This window comes from Mycolicibacterium obuense (assembly GCF_055397605.1).
The window spans coordinates 567,834-585,091 of sequence record NZ_AP043663.1 but is presented as its reverse complement, the minus strand read 5'-3'; the positions used below and the strand labels follow the sequence as shown (position 1 = coordinate 585,091).

General features: G+C 69.1%; 16 protein-coding genes and 1 riboswitch. Of the genes, 7 read left to right on the top strand and 9 right to left on the bottom strand.

Translation table 11 applies throughout. The features are described 5' to 3' along the window. Positions 1-2 precede the first annotated feature (2 nt). Genes ACZ50N_RS02730 through ACZ50N_RS02720 form a run of 3 tightly spaced genes read left to right on the top strand, consistent with a single transcriptional unit; the run spans position 3 to position 3,023 of the window. Positions 3-908 carry an ABC transporter permease gene (locus tag ACZ50N_RS02730; protein WP_133412975.1) on the top strand — a complete coding sequence of 302 codons (906 nt, stop codon included), beginning with the start codon at positions 3-5 and terminating at the stop codon, positions 906-908. Continuing rightward, positions 905-1,798 carry an ABC transporter permease gene (locus ACZ50N_RS02725; protein WP_464474568.1) on the top strand — a complete coding sequence of 298 codons (894 nt, stop codon included), beginning with the start codon at positions 905-907 and terminating at the stop codon, positions 1,796-1,798. The genes ACZ50N_RS02730 and ACZ50N_RS02725 overlap by 4 nt, the downstream gene beginning before the upstream one ends. A 40-nt stretch (positions 1,799-1,838) precedes the next feature. Then, a complete protein-coding gene (locus ACZ50N_RS02720) occupies positions 1,839-3,023 on the top strand; it encodes an aromatic ring-hydroxylating oxygenase subunit alpha (RefSeq protein WP_464474567.1) in 1,185 nt (394 codons plus the stop codon). Here ACZ50N_RS02720 and ACZ50N_RS02715 read toward each other — a convergent pair. From ACZ50N_RS02715 to thiO, 8 genes are all read right to left on the bottom strand, one after another. After that, positions 2,977-4,449, bottom strand: a complete 1,473-nt coding sequence (locus ACZ50N_RS02715; RefSeq protein ID WP_464474566.1) for a M28 family peptidase — start codon at positions 4,447-4,449, stop codon at positions 2,977-2,979. The two genes, ACZ50N_RS02720 and ACZ50N_RS02715, sit on opposite strands and share 47 nt — an antisense overlap. Beyond that, positions 4,446-5,969: a M28 family metallopeptidase gene (locus ACZ50N_RS02710; protein WP_464474565.1), complete on the bottom strand. Its 1,524-nt coding sequence runs from the start codon at positions 5,967-5,969 to the stop codon at positions 4,446-4,448. Before ACZ50N_RS02710 ends, ACZ50N_RS02715 begins: the two co-directional genes overlap by 4 nt. Positions 5,970-5,979: 10 nt before the next feature. Next, positions 5,980-6,879, bottom strand: coding sequence for an alpha/beta fold hydrolase (locus ACZ50N_RS02705; RefSeq protein WP_464474564.1), 900 nt, complete (start codon positions 6,877-6,879; stop codon positions 5,980-5,982). 9 nt (positions 6,880-6,888) lie between these two features. Continuing rightward, positions 6,889-8,358 carry a flavin-containing monooxygenase gene (locus ACZ50N_RS02700; protein WP_464474563.1) on the bottom strand — a complete coding sequence of 490 codons (1,470 nt, stop codon included), beginning with the start codon at positions 8,356-8,358 and terminating at the stop codon, positions 6,889-6,891. A gap of 32 nt (positions 8,359-8,390) precedes the next feature. Beyond that, positions 8,391-9,170 (bottom strand): SGNH/GDSL hydrolase family protein, encoded by a 780-nt coding sequence (locus ACZ50N_RS02695; protein WP_048423484.1) that lies wholly within the window; start codon positions 9,168-9,170, stop codon positions 8,391-8,393. Beyond that, positions 9,167-9,928 carry a thiazole synthase gene (thiG, locus tag ACZ50N_RS02690; protein ID WP_073682652.1) on the bottom strand — a complete coding sequence of 254 codons (762 nt, stop codon included), beginning with the start codon at positions 9,926-9,928 and terminating at the stop codon, positions 9,167-9,169. The genes ACZ50N_RS02695 and thiG overlap by 4 nt, the downstream gene beginning before the upstream one ends. Beyond that, positions 9,921-10,118, bottom strand: coding sequence for a sulfur carrier protein ThiS (gene thiS / locus ACZ50N_RS02685; RefSeq protein WP_048423485.1), 198 nt, complete (start codon positions 10,116-10,118; stop codon positions 9,921-9,923). The genes thiG and thiS overlap by 8 nt, the downstream gene beginning before the upstream one ends. Next, on the bottom strand, positions 10,115-11,134 hold the full coding sequence (gene thiO, locus ACZ50N_RS02680; protein WP_464474562.1) for a glycine oxidase ThiO: 1,020 nt from the start codon (positions 11,132-11,134) through the stop codon (positions 10,115-10,117). Before thiO ends, thiS begins: the two co-directional genes overlap by 4 nt. Next, positions 11,127-11,236, bottom strand: a riboswitch (TPP riboswitch). It overlaps the preceding gene by 8 nt. Before the next feature lie 45 nt (positions 11,237-11,281). On the opposite strand from thiO, the gene thiE reads away from it, so the two are divergent. Continuing rightward, positions 11,282-11,941 carry a thiamine phosphate synthase gene (gene thiE / locus ACZ50N_RS02675; protein WP_048423487.1) on the top strand — a complete coding sequence of 220 codons (660 nt, stop codon included), beginning with the start codon at positions 11,282-11,284 and terminating at the stop codon, positions 11,939-11,941. On the opposite strand, the gene ACZ50N_RS02670 is transcribed toward thiE, so the two are convergent. Then, positions 11,931-12,416 (bottom strand): NUDIX hydrolase, encoded by a 486-nt coding sequence (locus ACZ50N_RS02670; protein ID WP_046365325.1) that lies wholly within the window; start codon positions 12,414-12,416, stop codon positions 11,931-11,933. The two genes, thiE and ACZ50N_RS02670, sit on opposite strands and share 11 nt — an antisense overlap. 158 nt (positions 12,417-12,574) lie before the next feature. Here ACZ50N_RS02670 and glnX point away from each other — a divergent pair, with 158 nt between their 5' ends. From glnX to ACZ50N_RS02655, 3 genes are read left to right on the top strand one after another with little or no spacing between them, the layout of a single operon-like run. Then, entirely contained in the window at positions 12,575-13,894 is a 1,320-nt protein-coding gene (gene glnX / locus ACZ50N_RS02665) for a protein kinase G-activating protein GlnX (RefSeq protein WP_046365324.1), read from the top strand. Positions 13,895-13,898: 4 nt separating this feature from the next. After that, the gene (locus ACZ50N_RS02660) at positions 13,899-14,858 is read left to right on the top strand and encodes a glutamate ABC transporter substrate-binding protein (protein ID WP_073682650.1); all 960 of its coding nucleotides are present in this window, start codon (positions 13,899-13,901) and stop codon (positions 14,856-14,858) included. After that, complete coding sequence (locus tag ACZ50N_RS02655; protein ID WP_073682649.1) at positions 14,858-17,158, top strand: serine/threonine-protein kinase PknG; 2,301 nt, start codon at positions 14,858-14,860, stop codon at positions 17,156-17,158. Before ACZ50N_RS02660 ends, ACZ50N_RS02655 begins: the two co-directional genes overlap by 1 nt. The last annotated feature ends 100 nt before the right edge of the window (positions 17,159-17,258 follow it).

Here is a 17,258-nt window from a genome sequence, read left to right as displayed (position 1 = left end):
GCATGTCAAGCAGGCCGAAGGGGGCCCGCGGGATCTGGCCTGTACTGGCCGCCCCCGGGGTGATCTGGCTGGTGCTGTTCTTCGTCGCGCCGATGTACGTGGTGCTGTGCATCGTCTTCGGTCGGCTCGATCCCATCTTCCGGACAGCAGTGCCCATCTGGAACCCGGTGCAGTGGGATCCGACGCAGTTCACCTACGTGTTGTCCCACATCGTCGGCGCCGACGGGGTTTTCGGACCGGCCCTGATGCGGACCGCGCTGTACGTGCTCACCGCCAGTGCGTTGTGTCTGCTCATCGCGTTTCCGGTCGCCTACTATGTGGCGCGACTGTCCGGCAGGCGCAAAGGACTGCTGCTCACCCTCTTGATCGCACCGTTCTGGATCAGCTACATGATGCGAATGTTCGCCTGGGTGAACCTGTTACAGGACGACGGACTGGTGAACCGGATCCTCGGGCTCGGCGGCGTGTTCCACCCCGGCATCGACTGGCTCACCGGCCAGCCCGCAGTCGTGGTCCTCGGCCTGGTGTACGGCTATGTGCCGTACATGATCCTGCCCCTCTACGCGGGGTTGGACCGGCTACCCCAACCCGTGCTCGAGGCGTCACGCGATCTCGGCGCTGATCGAGTGTCGTCGTTCTGGCGGGTGACGCTGCCGCTGAGCCGGCCGACCATCGTGGCCGCGATTCTCCTGACATGCCTGCCGATGCTGGGCGACTACTTCACCAGCGACATGCTCTCGGCCTCTCCGAAAACGGCGATGGTCGGCAACCTGATCAACGACAGCGTGCTGACTCCGGGCCAGACCGGGCAGGCCGGCGCGTTCGTGCTGTTGGTGTTCCTCGTCGCACTGATCCCGATGCTGTACTACATCCGCGTCACCGGCCGGCGAGACGAGGTGGCGTCGTGAGCATCCCGCGCAAGTCTCCGGTCACCTGGTGGCACGATCCGTGGCGGCCACCTCGGATTCTGATCGCGGTCACGATCGGCTACCTGCTGTGGTCGCTGCTTCCGGTTCTCGTCGCGGCGCTGTTCTCGTTCAACGCCGGGCGATCCCGCACGGTGTGGCAGGGCTTTTCGTTCCGTTGGTACTGGGGTGATCAGACGCTCTCGGTCTGGCACGACGCCACGTTGCACAACGCGCTGCTGCAGACGCTGAAGCTCGGTCTGCTCACCACGCTGATCACGGTGCCCCTCGGGGTGCTGTTCGCCCTGGGGATCGACCGGTGGCGGGGCCGCCTTCCTGCGGGCGCGAATTTCCTGATGTTGCTGGCCTTCGTGCTGCCCGAGGTCCTGCTGGCGGTGTCGCTGCTGTTCGTCATCACCACCGTCGCCCTGCCGATCGGACTCGGCACCGCAGCCCAGGTGATCGGTCTGGTGACGTTCCAGATCTCCTATCCCGCAGTCCTGGTGCGGGCCCGCCTCGCGACGATCGGACCGCAGTACGAGGAGGCGGCCATGGATCTGGGCGCCTCCCCCCTGGGCGCCCTGCGGCGCGTGGTCATGCCGATGCTGATGCCGGCGATCTTCGCCAGCACCGTGCTCGTGTTCGCCGACGTCATCGACGATTTCGTGATGGTCCGCTACCTGTCGGGGGGCGCCTCCTCCGAACCGGTGTCGGTGAAGATCTACAACACCGCGCGCGGCGCGCCCACACCTGCTCTGAACGCTCTGGCGACCCTGCTGCTGTTCACCGCGCTCGCGGCGGTCACCATCGGCTATCTGGTGTTCCGCCGGATGACGCGCAACGACGGCACGACCGCCGATCGGGGTATCGGCGCCTTCGCCGGCGAGCTCTGACGGTCTGGACCTGCCCGGGAAGCCGCACTAGACTGACTGTATGTTCAAACAGCTCGATCCGGCACCCGTTCCCGCCGACGGAGTGGCCGCCGCGCTCGCGCCCTTCGGTCAGTCCCGGATGCTGCCGCGCGAGGCCTACGTCGATCCCGCAGTGTTCGATTGGGAACAGCGACAGGTCTTCTCGGGCTGGACGTGTGTCGGGCGCGCCGACGACCTCGCGACCGTCGGAGCGCAGAAAGCGCTCGGCAGCGGCGCCGCCGGGATGTTGCTCGTGCGTGGGGAGGATGGCGCGATCCGCGCATTCGCCAACACGTGTCGGCACCGCGGCCACGAACTGCTGCCCTGCGGCGCACCCGAGTCAGCGGCCAGAAAGGCGCGCAGCATTGTCTGCCCGTACCACGCCTGGTCCTATCGATTGGACGGAAGTCTGCGCAACGCACCGGGTTTCACTGACGCCGACCGGTTCGACGCGAACGAGTTCGGGCTGATCGAGCTGCGCCTGGTGGACTGGCACGGGTGGCTGTTCGTCGACCGCAGCGGAACCGACGGCGACTTCGCCGAGCATGTCGCCGGATGGGAAGAGGTCATCGCCCCTTACCGTCCCGAAGACCTCACCGTCGTGGCGCGACACTCCTACGAGCTGGCGACCAACTGGAAGGTCATCGCGGAGAATTACCAAGAGTGCTACCACTGCCAGAGCATTCACCCCGAGTTGTCCCGGATCAGCCCGCCCACCAGTGGCGAGAACCTGGACCACGACGGCGCGTGGATGGGTGGCTGGATGTCGATCGTCGACGGCGCAGAGACGATGTCGCTCGACGGTAAGAGCGGCGGGGTGCGCATCGCGGGGCTGTCGGAGCACGAGCAGCGCACCGTCATGTACGTGGTCGCCTACCCCAACCTCCTGATCAGCCTGCATCCCGACTACGTGATGACCCACCTGATGACTCCGCTGGCCGCCGATCGGACCCACGTGGAGTGCACCTGGGCATTCCCGAAAGAGGTTGCCGCTGAGCCCGGGTTCGACCCGTCGTATGCGGTCGACTTCTGGGACCTGACGAATCGGCAGGACTGGGCGGCCTGCGAATCGGTGCAGCGCGGATTGAGTTCACCGCACGCGCGGCCCGGTCCGCTCGCCCCCGACGAGGACGGGGTGTATCAGTTCGTCACGCGGGTGGCTAGGGCGTACGCCGATTCCGCTGATCCCGCGCCGGGACCCCGTTAGCGCCTCCGTCGCTGTCGATCGACTGGGCGTAGCTGCCCACGGCATCCGCGGCCGTTGACGCCATGATTCCCAGCGCTTTTCGGTCCACGTTGTCGATGGTGTCGCCGCGCCGGTGGTAGTTGGCATCGAACGCGGCACCCGCACGCCCACCCCAGATGCGAGCCTGGACATCCGATTTGAGTTGTGATGTCCCGGTGGTCAGCCCGCCGACCGGCACCCCGGCGGCGACGAAGGAGGCGTAATCGGTACCGCGGGTAAGCGGCATGTCGGCCGGCCGCACGCCGTGTTCGTACAGTCGCGCGGCCAGCGTCCGCTCGATACCTGCCGACCCCTCCGGTAGTGGACGGACGGTCGCCGAGGTCTGTGCAGACTGGTCACCGTCGAGGGTGAAGTAACCCGCGTTCGGCGACCCGATCACGTCGAGATCCAGGTAGAGCGCGATGTCGTCGAGCTCATCGGGGTTCAGCGCGCGCAGATAGGCCGCCGAGCCGTCGGCAGACGTCTCGCCCCCACCCCAGAACGCGAACCGAACGACGTTGTGGGCAGCGGGTTTCGGCCCGAGTTGCAGCGCGGTCTCCAGGACCGCCGCGACGCCCGAACCGTTGTCGTCGATCCCGGGCCCGTCCCCCGTGCTGTCGAGGTGCGCACCCACGATCACGACGTTGTGCGAGTCGCCGGAGGAAGTCTGGGCGATCACACTGCGTGACGTCGTCATCACGGGTTTGTTGTCCAGCACCAGCGTGACGGGGTCGTCGGTGCGCCGCAGTGCCGCATCCGTGGCCGGATCGATGATGCCGACGGGAATCGTCATGGCTTGGTAGTAGCCGGGGGTGAACAGGCCGGCGGGCGCCGCGACCGGCCGGGTCGGCGTGGATTGGCTGACGACGAGGACGCCGACCGCACCGGCCGCCTTGGCCGCGTCGTGTTTCGCCACGACCGAGCATCCGCTGTCGTCGACCACTGCGAGGGCGCCCTTGATGCGCACCCCGGTGTAGTCGGCGGCCGCACACCCGGCGGCTGCGCGGGGCCGCAGCGTGAGCGCTTTCACCCCGCCCGGCGCCGTGGTGAGTAGAAGCGACGCCTGGTCGACACGGAAGACACGCCGACCGACCGTCAGCGCCGGCTTCCCTCCGCCGGAGCCCGAGAGCCGCTGGAACTCCGGAGTCTGGACGTCGAAGCCCTTGTCGCGCAGCGCCTTCGCGACATAGTCGACACTCACCTGATAGCCCGGTGTGCCGTCGGCGCGCGTGCCGTCATGCGTGTCGGCGATCTTCTGCAGCTCGACGAGGTGGTTGTACACCCCGTCGACGGTCACCCGGTCGGCCAGATCGCCGCCCAGATCTGCCCGCGGCGCGGCGGTCTGCGACGAGCACGCCGTCAGAATCAGGGCGAACACCAGCACGGCCGCCCGGGGCCAGCTCCTCATGACTCGCGCAGGATGTGGCGGGTCCGGTCGTCGCGCACCGGAATCCCGTTGCGGCCGCGCTGATCCTGCGCGTAGAGACCGACGGCGTAGCCGACGCCGCTACCGTTGATGCCCATCGCGGTGCGGTCGATGCGATCGAGGGTGTCGGTCGCCTTGTGATAGTTCGGGTCGAACGGTTGATCGGCCTGGCCACCCCACAGCTTGGCCTGCTCGGCGGTCATCTTCTCCTCGGCGCCGGAGAACAATCCGCCCGAGGGCACGCCGGTGCGGGTGAACGCGTCGTAGTCGGAGCGGCCGTCGAAACCGGTGTCCTCGGCCTGTTTTCCGGCGCTGGCCAGGTAGCCGACGAGCGCGCGCTCGATCCCGGCCGAACCTTCGGGCACCCGCGGGACGGCCCCATTGCCGACACCGGTGGACTGATCTCCGTCGTAGGTGAAGTACCCCGGGTTGGGCGAGCCGAGCATGTCGAAGTTGAGGTAGAGCGCGATGTCGGTGAGCTGGTCGGAGTTCAACGAGTTGACATAGTTGAAAGACCCGAGCAGCCCGAGTTCCTCACCACCCCAGAACGCGAACCGCACCGCGTTGGCGACCTGAGGTGAACTGCCCAGCTGCAGAGCCGTTTCCAGGACAGCCGCGGTACCCGAACCGTTGTCGTTGATCCCCGGCCCGTCCGGGACGCTGTCCAGGTGGGCCCCGACCATCACCACGTCCTGGGTGGAGCCCGTCTTGGTCTGTGCGATCACGTTCCGGGTCTTCTCCGTCCGCACCCCTGCGTTCATCCTGATGGTGGCCGGGTCACCGGCTGCCTCGCGCAAGCGCGGACCCTCGGCCTTGGCGACGCTGATGACCGGGATCTTGACGTCGGTGCTCTCGCCGAGGGTTCCGCCGGTGACCTCGCCGTCGTCGTTGTTGACCACGATCAACGCGACCGCGCCACGGGCTGCTGCGGCGGTCTGCTTCTCCCCGAACGGGCACGAGCCCCGGTCGACCACCACGACGGCACCCTGCGTCGGCAGTCCGTCGTAATCCTGTGCCGTGCAGCCCGGACTGTCCTCGACGCGGGCCGCGACGATCGGACCGGACACTCCCGCGCCGGGTGCGCCTGCGGTGTACTCGAGGGGCCGCGCGGTGATCTCACCGCCGGCGACCGTGAGCTTCGGCGCATCGGCGAACGGCAGCCGGACCTCGAACTCCGGGGTGTCGACGTCGAACCCCTTGTCGCGCAGCGCCTTTGCCACGTAGTCCACGCTGGCGGCGTAACCTGCGGTGCCCAGCGCGCGATTCCCGCCGTTGGCGTTGGCGATGTCCTGCAGCGCCTGCATGTGCGCCATCGTCGCGTCGACGGTGACCTTTCGGGCCAGCGAGTCGGCGAACTGCCCGGCCGCCCCGGCGTCGACCGAGGGCGAGGCGGACCTGGACGAGGACTCAGCGGGATCAGGTCGGCTGTCGCGGCTGCATCCGCCGCCGACCAGCAGTGCGACGGCGAGCAGGATCGCCAGCCGCAGTCGGGTGTGGGTCACCCGCACCACGTTAGCGCGCGCTCAGATGCGCCAGTACCGCGTCGGCGGCCAGCTGCGGCTCCTCGATCTGGAGGAAGTGGCCCGCCGACGGCAGCGTGACGACGGTGCTCCCGGTGGGCAGCACGTCGCGGATGGCTTCGGCATAGTCGACCAGCATCGCGCCGTCCTGCACGCCCTGCAGGTGCAGGATCGGCACGCGTGGCAGATCGAAGCGGTACCGGTGCAGATCGGCGTAGCGCGCCGGCGGTGTGCCCGGCCGGACCAGTGCGCGGTAGTACCCCAGCGCCGCGCGACGGTGCACCGCGCTGGGGAGCGCGGCCAGCGCGGCGTCGAGCTCGGCGCCGGTGTCGAAACCGGCGGGCCCCCAGTCGCGCCAGAGCCGGCGGATCACGCGCGGCAGAAGGCGTTCAGGCATGCCGGGCAGCTGGAAGAACAGGATGTACCAGCTGTTGCGCAGCTGGCGCGGCAGTTGCCGGAGCTGCCGGGCGGCATCACCGCGGGCCCGGTTGACCGCGCCGATCGGGGCGACCGCCATCGTGACGTGCGCGGCGAACGGCGACTCGGGGTGCGCGGCGAACGCGGCCGCGGTGAACGCTCCCCAGTCGTGACCGATGACCACGGCGTCGGTGGGCGCCCCGAGCGCGCCGTGCACCGCCAGTGCGTCGGCCATCAGCGCCCCGATGTGATAGTCCCCGTCGGGGGCCGGCCCGGTCGGCGCGTAGCCGCGCGAGAACGGCGCGACCACCCGCATGCCGCGCTCGGCGAGCAGGCGCGCGAACTTCTGCCAGCCCCAGGCACTGTCAGGGAAACCGTGCAGACACAGAACCAGCCGACCGTCGGCGGGACCCCACGCCAGCGCGCTGACCTTCAGGTGGTCGAGTTCGAAGGTCAGGCGCTGCGCGTCGGTCACGCCAGGAATCTACGCGCTGGCCAGAGCCCGCTGCTTGCTGAACTCCAGCGTGCCGTCGTCGATCTTGCCGTTGCGGATGACGCGCAGATCCACGAGGTAGTTCTGCTTGAGCCGCCACGGCGCCTTCGATCCCGACTTCGGCAGCCGGTCCAGCGCACGCTTGATGTAGCCCGAGGACAGGTCCACGAACGGCAGTTGCTCGACATCGGGGGCCGGATCGCGCGGCACCACGGTGTCGTAGCCGTTGCTGTTCATGTGCTGCAGCAGCCGGCTGACGTACTCCGAGGTCAGATCTGCTTTGAGCGTCCACGACGCGTTGGTGTAGCCGAAAGTGAACGCCACGTTCGGCAGACCCGAGAGCATCAGCCCCTTGTAGGCGACCGACTTCGACAGGTCCTGCGGCTCTCCGTTGCGCAGCACCTGCGCACCGCCGAAGAACTGCACGTTCAATCCCGTTGCGGTGACGATGATGTCGGCCTTGACTTCCTGGCCGGACTTCAGCGCGATGCCGTCGGCGGTGAAGTGGTCGATCACGTCGGTGACGACGTCGGCCTTGCCCTTGCGGATCGTCTTGAACAGATCGCCGTTGGGGGCCAGGCACACGCGCTGATCCCACGGCTTGTAGTCGGGGGCGAAGTGCCGGTCGTAGTCGAAGCCCTGGGGCAGCCGGTGTTCGGCCATGGTGCGCAACGCTTTCCGGAACACGTTGGGCAGTGTGCGGGCGAGCTGGTACTGCGCGGTGGCCTGCAGGATCGCCTTCCAGCGCACCGCGGTGTAGGCCGCCTTCTCCGGCAGCATCTTGTAAGCACGGGCCGCGAACGGGTCTTTGTCGGGCAGCGAGCCGATGTAGGTGGGAGTGCGTTGCAGCATCGTCACGTGGCCTGCGCCGCTGTCGACGAGAGCGGGGATCAGCGTGATCGCGGTGGCCCCGCTGCCGATCACGACGATGTTCTTGCCCTGGTAGTCCAGGTCTTCCGGCCAGTGCTGGGGGTGCACGATCGTGCCGGTGAAGTCCTCGGCGCCGCGGAACTCGGGCGAGAAGCCCTTGTCGTAGTTGTAGTAGCCGCTGCAGGCCCACAGGAATCCGGTGTGCAGTTCGATCGTCTCGCCGTCGCGCTCGATGGTCAACTCCCACCGGCTGTGCTCATCGGACCAATTGGCCGCGGTGACGCGCTGGCCGTAGCGGATGTGCTCGGCGATGCCGTTCTCGGTGGCAGCCTCGTTGAGGTAGTTCCAGATCGACGGGCCGTCGGCGATCATCTGGTCGGTGGCCCACGGCTTGAAGTGGAAGCCGAGGGTGTACATGTCGGAGTCCGACCGGATTCCCGGGTACTTGAACAGGTCCCAGGTCCCGCCGAGCTGCTCACGCCGCTCGAGGATCACGTAGCTCTTACCGGGGCAGTTCTGCTGGAGGTGCCAGGCGGCGCTGATGCCGGAGATCCCGGCTCCGACGATGACGACGTCGACAAATTCAGTCATTGTGTAAAGCTATCAACATCGTGTCGACGTGGTCAACAGTGTGTTGAGAAATTCGACAACTCGTCGAGCACCAGGTCGGCCACCGCACGCATTCCCGCTGCGTTCGGGTGTAGCGGCGCCGGTCGTCGCGGCACCGGCCAGCCGAACCGGGTGGTCCACGGATCGGACGACCACGCATGGTGCTCGCGGCTGGCGGCCCCCGCCCGAACCACTCCGCAGCCGGTCGTCGCGGCCGCCTCGGCAGTCAACCGCTCTAACTCACCGGCGACGTGGCGGCCCAGCGACACGTCCCGATCGCTCAGCGGCCGGGCGGCTACGCCGGCGGGCGGCAACAACGTCAGGTAGTCGACGAACAGCACGGTCGCCCTCGGCGAGCGCTGTCGGACCGTCCGGCCCACCTCGACCAGCGCGGCGCCGACCGCGTCGAGCGCGAGGTACCGCTCGGCCGGGTTCAGCAGCCCACGCAGTCGACCGCCCAGCAGCGGGATCGCGCGGGCCGCCCGCGGCAGCCCCGCGGCGAACAGCAGCGGCACGTATCCCACGTCGTTGCCGCCGATGGTGATCGTGACCACTGCTTCTGATCCGTCGAGCGCGTCGATCTGTGGCGGCGCACCCCGCTGCGAGTCGGTCAGGATGTGCGCGGTCGTGGCCCCCGAATAGGTGACGTCGACGAGGTCGTACCCCCGCGCGGTGGCGACCAGGTGCGCGTAGTTGCGCGCGGAGCGGCCGGCTGCGCGGGGCGAGTCCGATACCCGCGGCGCGATGCCGGGCCCGGCCGCCATCGACGAGCCGAGCGCCACATACCGGGTCACAGCGAGGGGCTCGAGGCCTGCGCCCAGAACCGCTTCGGGATGCGGCCCGCGCGCCGCGCCGAGTAGCCGGCCTGCACCGCCGCCGACATCGCCGAGGCCATCATGGCCGGATCCGCGGCCCGGGTCACCGCCGTCGCCAACAGCACGGCGTCGCAACCCAATTCCATGGCCAGCGTCGCGTCGCTGGCAGTCCCGATGCCCGCGTCGAGGATCACCGGCACCGACGCGCGATCGACGATCATCTCGATGTGGTGCGGATTGGCGATCCCCAACCCGGTGCCGATCGGCGACCCCAGCGGCATCACCGCGGCGCAGCCGGTGTCCTCCAGCCGGCGCGCCAGCACCGGATCGTCGTTGGTGTACGGCAGCACCACGAAGCCGTCGTCGACCAATTGCTCTGCGGCCCTCACCAATTCGATCGCGTCGGGCAGCAGGGTCCGCTCGTCGGCGATCACCTCGAGCTTGACCCAGTTGGTCTGCAGCGCCTCCCTGGCCAGCTGCGCGGTCATCACCGCCTCGGCGGCTCCGCGGCAGCCCGCGGTGTTCGGCAGCGGCGTGATGCCCAGCCGGGTCAGCAGGTCGAGCACCCCGGTGCCGCCGTCGGCGTCCACCCGGCGCATCGCCACGGTGGTCAGCTCGGTGCCCGAGGCCACCAGCGCCTCCTCGAGCACCGCGAGATTGGCCGCCCCGCCGGTGCCGAGGATCAGCCGCGAGCCGAACTCGCGGCCCGCAATGCTCAGTTTTCCGGTGTCAACCACCCTGCACCGCCGTCACCACGTCGATCTTCGCTCCTTCGGTCAGTTCGATGTCCCACTGCGACCGGGGGATCACGGCCCAGTCCACGGCCACCGCAATGCCCTTCTCCGGGTAGCCCAACCGGTCCAGCAGCGCCGCGACGGTGACCTGACCGTCGACCTCCACGGCTTTGTCGTTGACCGTCAGCTTCACGTCGTGACTCCTTCCCGCACCCGCAGTTCGGCGGCGATCGTGTCGGCGGTCCACGGCGCGAGCAGGAATCCCGACCGACCGTGGCCCGCGGCCACCAGGGTCCGGTCGTCGAGCCTGCCGACGATCGGCACGTTGTCCTCGGTCATCGGCCGCAGGCCCGCCGCGCACTCGGCCAGCTCGTACTCGCCGAGCGCCGGCATCACCTCGCACGCATCGTCGAGCAGTTCCCGCACGCCGGCCACCGAGGGTGCGGTGTCACGTCCGTGCTCGTACTGGGTCGCGCCGACCACGACGCCGTCGGCACGCGGCACCAGGTACACCTGCCGGCCGTGCACGCGGGCCCGCACCACCCGCTTCGGGATCGGCAGGCAGCCGCGCCGCCAGCGCAGCCGCAGCACCTCGCCCTTCACCGGCCGGATCGGCAGGCCCGGCCACAGCGTGGGCGCGTCGATGCCGTTGGCGATCACGACCGCATCCGCGTCGCTCACCTCGTCCAGCGCGGTGACGGGCCCGGCCCACTCGACACCCAGCCGTTCGCAGTGGAGGGCCAGCCCGTCGACCACGGCCCTGTTGTCGACGGCGAGCTCGGTCTCGGCCACGAATCCGTGCCGAATCGTCTGCGCCAGAAGGGGTTCGATGTCGCGGGCCGCGGTGGTCGCAGTGACGGGGTGACCCTGGGCGGACAGCCAGTCCCCGACCGTCCTGAGATCGGCGGCGTCACCGCGGTCCACCGCGACGACGAGGGACTCCCGGGAGGTGACGACCTCGGGCGGCAGACCGTCGAGGAAGCCGTCGTGCCAGAGCGCGAGCGAGGCCAGGCCGATCTGCAGCAGTCGTTCCTCGCCGGGCCACCCCTCGCTGTGCGGGGCGAGCATGCCGCCGGCCACCCAGGAGGCGCCGGGGGTGCCGGTCCGATGCACCCGCACGCGCCAGCCGTCCTGGGCGGCGCGACGGGCGACGGCGAGGCCAACGACGCCGCCGCCGATGACGGCGAGTCGGTTCGGGTGCGGGTTCACAGCTGCTACTCCCTTCGCCGGCATGACCCGGATCAGGTGCGACGGTCAGAGCCGGCGGGCTCACTCTCAGTCCCCGTACCCGGGACTCCCGTGTGGACGGTCTTGTCGCCGTCCAGCCTACGTCGCGAGGACGCTACGGTTCGCAGTGTGCGTGACGCCTCGGTTTCTGATTCCACGCTGTACCTGTGCACCGACGCCCGCCGGGAGCGCGGCGATCTGGCGGAGTTCGCCGACGCCGCACTGGCCGGCGGTGTCGACATCATCCAGCTGCGCGACAAGGGGTCGCCGGGTGAACGGCAGTTCGGCCCCCTGGAGGCGCGCGACGAACTGGCGGCGCTGGAAGTGCTCGCCGACGCCGCCCGCCGCCACGACCGCCTGATCGCGGTCAACGACCGTGCCGACGTCGCGTTCGCAGCGCATGCCGACGTGCTGCACCTCGGTCAGGACGACCTGCCGCTACCGGTGGCCCGGCAGATCTTCTCGGGCACCGTCGGGCGCTCCACCCACGACCTCGATCAGGTGCATGCGGCGATCGCCGAGCCCGTCGACTACTTCTGCGTGGGCCCGTGCTGGCCGACGCCGACCAAGCCCGGCCGGTCCGCGCCCGGGCTCGACCTCGTCCGCGCCACCGCAGCCCTGCATCCCACCAAGCCGTGGTTCGCGATCGGTGGCATAGACGCCGCCCGGCTGCCCGAGGTACTCGAGGCCGGAGCTCGTCGCATCGTCGTCGTGCGCGCCATCACCGGCGCCGATGATCCGCGGGCGGCGGCCGCACAGTTGAAGGCGGCGCTGCGCGCTACGGGTTAGCGAGCGGTGGGATGCCCGCGGCGACTTCCCGCAGGCGGCTCCAGCTGGCGGCGAAGCCCGGGTGCAGCGGCAGGTCCGCGACGTCGTCCTCGGCCACCCAGCGCAGCTCGGCGCTCTCCCGGTTCGGCACCGTCTCGAGCACTGCCTCGGCGTCGGCGATCACGGTCGTGTAGGTCCAGCCGGACACCTCGGCGGTGACGACCGTCGTCCGGACCACGACCTGCTCGGCCGGCAGACCGGCTTCCTCGTGGGCTTCGCGGATCGCTGCCTGCTCGGCCGTCTCGTGGCTGTCGCGGGCGCCTCCCGGCAGTCCCCACGTGCCGCCCTGGTGACTCCACGGCGCCCGGTGCTGCAGCAGCACCGCCAGCGATCCGTCCGACAGCGGCGCCCGCAGCAGCAGACCGGCGGCCCCGTGCCTGCCCCAGTAGGCCGTCCCGCCGGCTGATACCACCCACCCGTCACCGTCACCACGCACCCGTCCAGCTTAGGGAACGAGAACGAGTCGAGCGCGAGTCGCGACCGCGAATCCGCACGCGCCGGACCCGAATCTCTTAGAATTCCCTCAGATATTTCGCACCGTTAGAGTTGCATGACCGCCGTTGAGATCGAGACCGGGATGAGGTCCGCGCACACGTGACAGTCGAGTTGGCGCACCCGTCGACCGAGCCTCTTGCGTCACGGTCGCCGACGGTCACCGCCCATCCGCGGTGGTGGTTCCTGTGGACGACGCCGGGCCGCATCCTGACGATCGGGTTGATCCTGGCCGCGCTCGTCATCGCCAGCGCCTTCGCGACCTCGACCACGATCAACAACCGTCAGCAGGCGCTGACCACCGTGCTGAACCGGACCGAGCCGCTGGCGTTCGCCGCCGGCCAGCTCTACACCACGCTGTCGGTCGCCGACGCCGCCGCGGCGACCGCGTTCATCGCCGGAGCCGAGCCGCGGGCCGTGCGTCAGCGCTACGAGCAGGCCATCACCGACGCCTCGGTCGCCGTCGCGCGGGCATCGAGCGGGCTCACCGACGAACCGCTGGTCCAGCTCCTGGGCCGCATCAACGCCCGGCTGGCCGTCTACACCGGACTCGTCGAGACCGCGCGCACCAACAACCGGGCGGGCAACCCGGTCGGCTCGTCGTATCTGTCCGAGGCGTCGTCGCTGATGCAGCAGCAGATCCTGCCCGACGCCCAACGGCTCTACGAGCAGACCTCCGCCCGGGTCGACGCCGAGACCACCGCATCCACCCGCATCCCCGGCCCCGTCATCCTGATCGTCGTCGGCACGCTCCTGTTCGGCGCATTCGCCAACCGGTGGCTGGCCAAGCGGACGCGGCGCCGGGTCAACATCGGCTTCGTCGCCGGCGGCCTGGCAGTTCTGATCATGCTGATCTGGGTGGGGACGGCGTTGATCATCTCGACGTCGGACAGCCGCAGCGCCAAGGAGACGGCGGCCGAATCCCTCAAGACGGTCACCACGCTCGCGATCACCGCACAGCAGGCCCGCGCCGACGAGACGCTGTCGCTGATCCGGCGCGGCGACGAGAACGTCCGCAAGCAGTCCTACTACCAGCGCATCGACCAGATGCAGGAGCAGCTGGCCCGCTACCTGGGCACCGACAACTCCATCGACAAGACCAACCTGGCCGATGCCGACGCGCTGCTCAACCGGTGGCGCGCCGCCGACGACCGGATCACCGCCTACATCGCCGTCGGCAACTACCAGGCCGCAACGCAGGTCGCCCTCGGCGTCGGCGAAGACGATGCGACGCCGGCGTTCGACAAACTCGACGAGGCCCTGACCAACGGCATCGAGCAGAGCCGCGCCCAGCTGCGCAACGAGATCGTCAACGCGCGTCGGGTGCTGTCCGGGGCGACGGTCGGCGCCGCGGTGCTGTCGATCATGGCGGCGATCGCGGTGGCGCTGGGGATCTGGCCGCGATTGAGCGAGTACAGGTGATCGCGTGAAGAAGCTGGCGGCGATCGCGGTGGCTGCGCTGCTCCTGGCCGGGTGCGGGCAGAGCGCGCCGGTGGTGCCGACGCCGACGGTCACGCTGGCGCCGCCGTCCCCGTCGGGCATGGCCGAGCTGCCGCCCGGTCCGGCGCAGCCGCCGTCGCTGCCCGATGACCAGTGCGACCGCACGGCGAGCCTGCGGCCCTTCGACACCGAGGCCGAGGCGGACGACGCCGTGGCCAACATCAAAGCCCGCGGCCGGCTGATCGTCGGCCTGGACATCGGCAGCAATCTGTTCAGCTTCCGCGACCCGATCACCGGCGAGATCACCGGATTCGACGTCGACATCGCCGGGGAGATCGCCCGAGACATCTTCGGCACGCCCTCGCAGGTGGAGTACCGCATCCTGTCGTCGGCCGACCGGATCGCCGCGCTGCGTAACAACGAGGTCGATGTGGTGGTCAAGACCATGACGATCACGTGCGAGCGCAAGAAGCTGGTCAACTTCTCCACGGCGTACCTGACCGCCGATCAGCGCATCCTGGCCCCGAGGGACTCGACGATCCGCCGCGCCCAGGATCTGTCCGGCAAGCGGGTGTGCGTGGCCAAGGGCACGACGTCGCTGCAGCGCATCCAGGAGATCGCGCCGCCACCGATCATCGTCGGGGTGGTGACGTGGGCGGACTGCCTCGTGGCACTGCAGCAGCGCCAGGTCGACGCGGTCAGCACCGACAACTCGATCCTGGCCGGGCTGGTGTCCCAGGACCCGTACCTGCACATCGTCGGACCCTCGATGAACCAGGAGCCCTACGGGATCGGAGTGAACCTCGACAACCCCGGCCTGGTGCGGTTCGTCAACGGGACGTTGGAGCGCATCCGCCGCGACGGCACGTGGAACACGTTGTACCGCAAGTGGTTGACGGTACTGGGGCCCGCCCCCTCTCCGCCGGTGGCGAGGTATTCGGACTGATGACCGAGCAGCACAGCGACGACACCGCCGAGGATCCCGGCACCCAGCCCGCCTCGTTCGCCGATCTGGCCGAGCTGAACGAGGACTCGATCTCGACGATGCGGCCGATGGCCACCCAGGCGGTGTTCCGGCCCAACTTCGACGACGACGACGATGACGACACGTTCCATTCCGGCTTCCACACCGGGGACACCGAACCGCAGGATCAGGCGACGACGCTGACGCGCACGCTGTCCCCCACCCGTCGCCTCGGCGGCGGCCTGGTCGAGATCCCACGAGTGCCGGCGCGAGATCCGTTGACCGCGTTGATGACCGACCCGGTGGTCGCCGAGTCGAAACGGTTCTGCTGGAACTGCGGCCGGCCGGTGGGCCGATCGTCGAAGGACGGCAAGGCGCTGTCGGAGGGCTGGTGCCCGCACTGCGGCAGCGCGTATTCGTTCCTGCCGCAGTTGGCGGCCGGCGACATCGTCGCCGACCAGTACGAGATCAAGGGCTGCATCGCGCACGGCGGCCTGGGCTGGGTGTACCTGGCGTTCGACAAGAACGTCAACGACCGCCCGGTCGTGCTCAAGGGTCTGGTGCATTCCGGGGACGCCGAGGCCCAGGCCATCGCGATGGCCGAGCGTCAATTCCTGGCCCAGGTCACCCATCCCGGCATCGTGAAGATCTACAACTTCGTCGAGCACGAGGACAAGCACGGCAATCCGGTCGGCTACATCGTGATGGAGTACGTCGGCGGCACCTCGCTCAAGCAGGCCACCCACCTCAAATCCAGTGAGCGGACCCGGCTGCCGGTGGCCGAGGCGATCGGCTTCATGCTCGAGATCCTGCCCGCGCTGGGCTACCTGCACTCCATCGGCCTGGTCTACAACGACCTCAAGCCCGAGAACATCATGGTCACCGAGGATCAGCTCAAGTTGATCGACCTCGGCGCGGTGTCACGCATCAATTCGTTCGGATACCTGTACGGCACACCGGGTTACCAGGCTCCCGAGATCGTGCGAACCGGGCCGACGGTGGCCACCGACATCTACACGGTGGGTCGCACGCTGGCCGCGCTGACGCTGCGGATGCGTACCCGCAAGGGCCGCTACGCCGACGGCCTGCCCGAGGACGATCCGGTGCTCGCCGAGTACGACTCGTTCGGCCGCCTGCTGCGCCGCGCCATCGATCCCGACCCCCGGCGGCGGTTCGCCAGCGCCGAGGAGATGTCCAGCCAGCTGATGGGCGTGCTGCGTGAGGTGGTGGCCCAGGACACCGGGCTGCCGCGGCCGGGGTTGTCCACCACGTTCAGCCGGTCGCGATCGACGTTCGGGGTGGATCTGCTGGTCGCCCACACCGACGTGTATCTCGACGGCCAGGTCCATTCGGAGAAGCTGACGGCGCAGGAGATCGTGCGCGCGCTGCAGGTGCCGCTGGTCGACCCGACCGACGTCGGCGCGACGATCCTGAGTGCGACGGTGCTCAGTCAGCCTGTGCAGACGCTGGATTCGCTGCGGGCTGCGCGGCACGGCGCGCTGGACTCGGAGGGGATCGACCTGTCGCAGTCGATCGAGCTACCGCTGATGGAGGTCCGCGCGCTGCTCGACCTCGGCGATGTCGCCAAGGCGACCCGCAAGCTCGACGAGCTGGCCGAGCGGGTCGGCTGGCGGTGGCGGCTGGTCTGGTTCCGTGCCGTCGCCGCCCTGCTGACCGCCGACTATGATTCCGCGACAAAGTATTTCACGGACGTGCTGGACACCCTGCCCGGTGAGCTCGCCCCGAAGCTGGCGCTGGCCGCGACCGCGGAGCTGGCGCGTAACGCCGACGAGCAGAAGTTCTACAAGACCGTGTGGGGCACGGACAACGGCGTGATCTCCGCCGGGTTCGGGCTCGCGAGAGCCCAGTCCGCGGCGGGCGAACGCGACGCCGCGGTGCGCACGCTCGACGAAGTACCCGCCACCTCACGACATTTCACGACTGCCCGCTTGACGAGCGCGGTGACGTTGCTGTCCGGCCGGTCCAGCGGGGAGATCACCGAACAACACATCCGCGACGCGGCCCGCCGCGTCGAGGCACTGCCGGACACCGAACCGCGAGTGCTGCAGATCCGCGCGCTGGTGCTGGGCACCGCGATGGACTGGCTCGCCGACCACACCGCGAGCACCAACCACATCCTCGGTTTCCCGTTCACCGAACACGGGCTGCAACTGGGCGTGGAGGCATCGCTGCGGAGCCTCGCGCGGGTGGCGCCGACGCAGGCACACCGCTACGCGCTGATCGACCTCGCGAACAGTGTGCGGCCCATGTCCACCTTTTGACGCTGACGACGAAATCCGTTGCGATAGCGTCTATACCTTTACTGACAGATGGCAGGCGGTCGCCGTCACCTCGGCCAATCGAGCGAAGATTATGGTCAAC

Bases quoted from the DNA above. Each gene is read 5' to 3' on its own strand.
- ACZ50N_RS02720 (WP_464474567.1), top strand. From the start codon at position 1,839: ATGTTCAAACAGCTCGATCCGGCACCCGTTCCCGCCGACGGAGTGGCC.
- ACZ50N_RS02655 (WP_073682649.1), top strand. From the start codon at position 14,858: ATGACCGAGCAGCACAGCGACGACACCGCCGAGGATCCCGGCACCCAG.
- ACZ50N_RS02715 (WP_464474566.1), bottom strand. From the start codon at position 4,449: ATGAGGAGCTGGCCCCGGGCGGCCGTGCTGGTGTTCGCCCTGATTCTG.
- ACZ50N_RS02730 (WP_133412975.1), top strand. From the start codon at position 3: ATGTCAAGCAGGCCGAAGGGGGCCCGCGGGATCTGGCCTGTACTGGCC.
- ACZ50N_RS02700 (WP_464474563.1), bottom strand. From the start codon at position 8,358: ATGACTGAATTTGTCGACGTCGTCATCGTCGGAGCCGGGATCTCCGGC.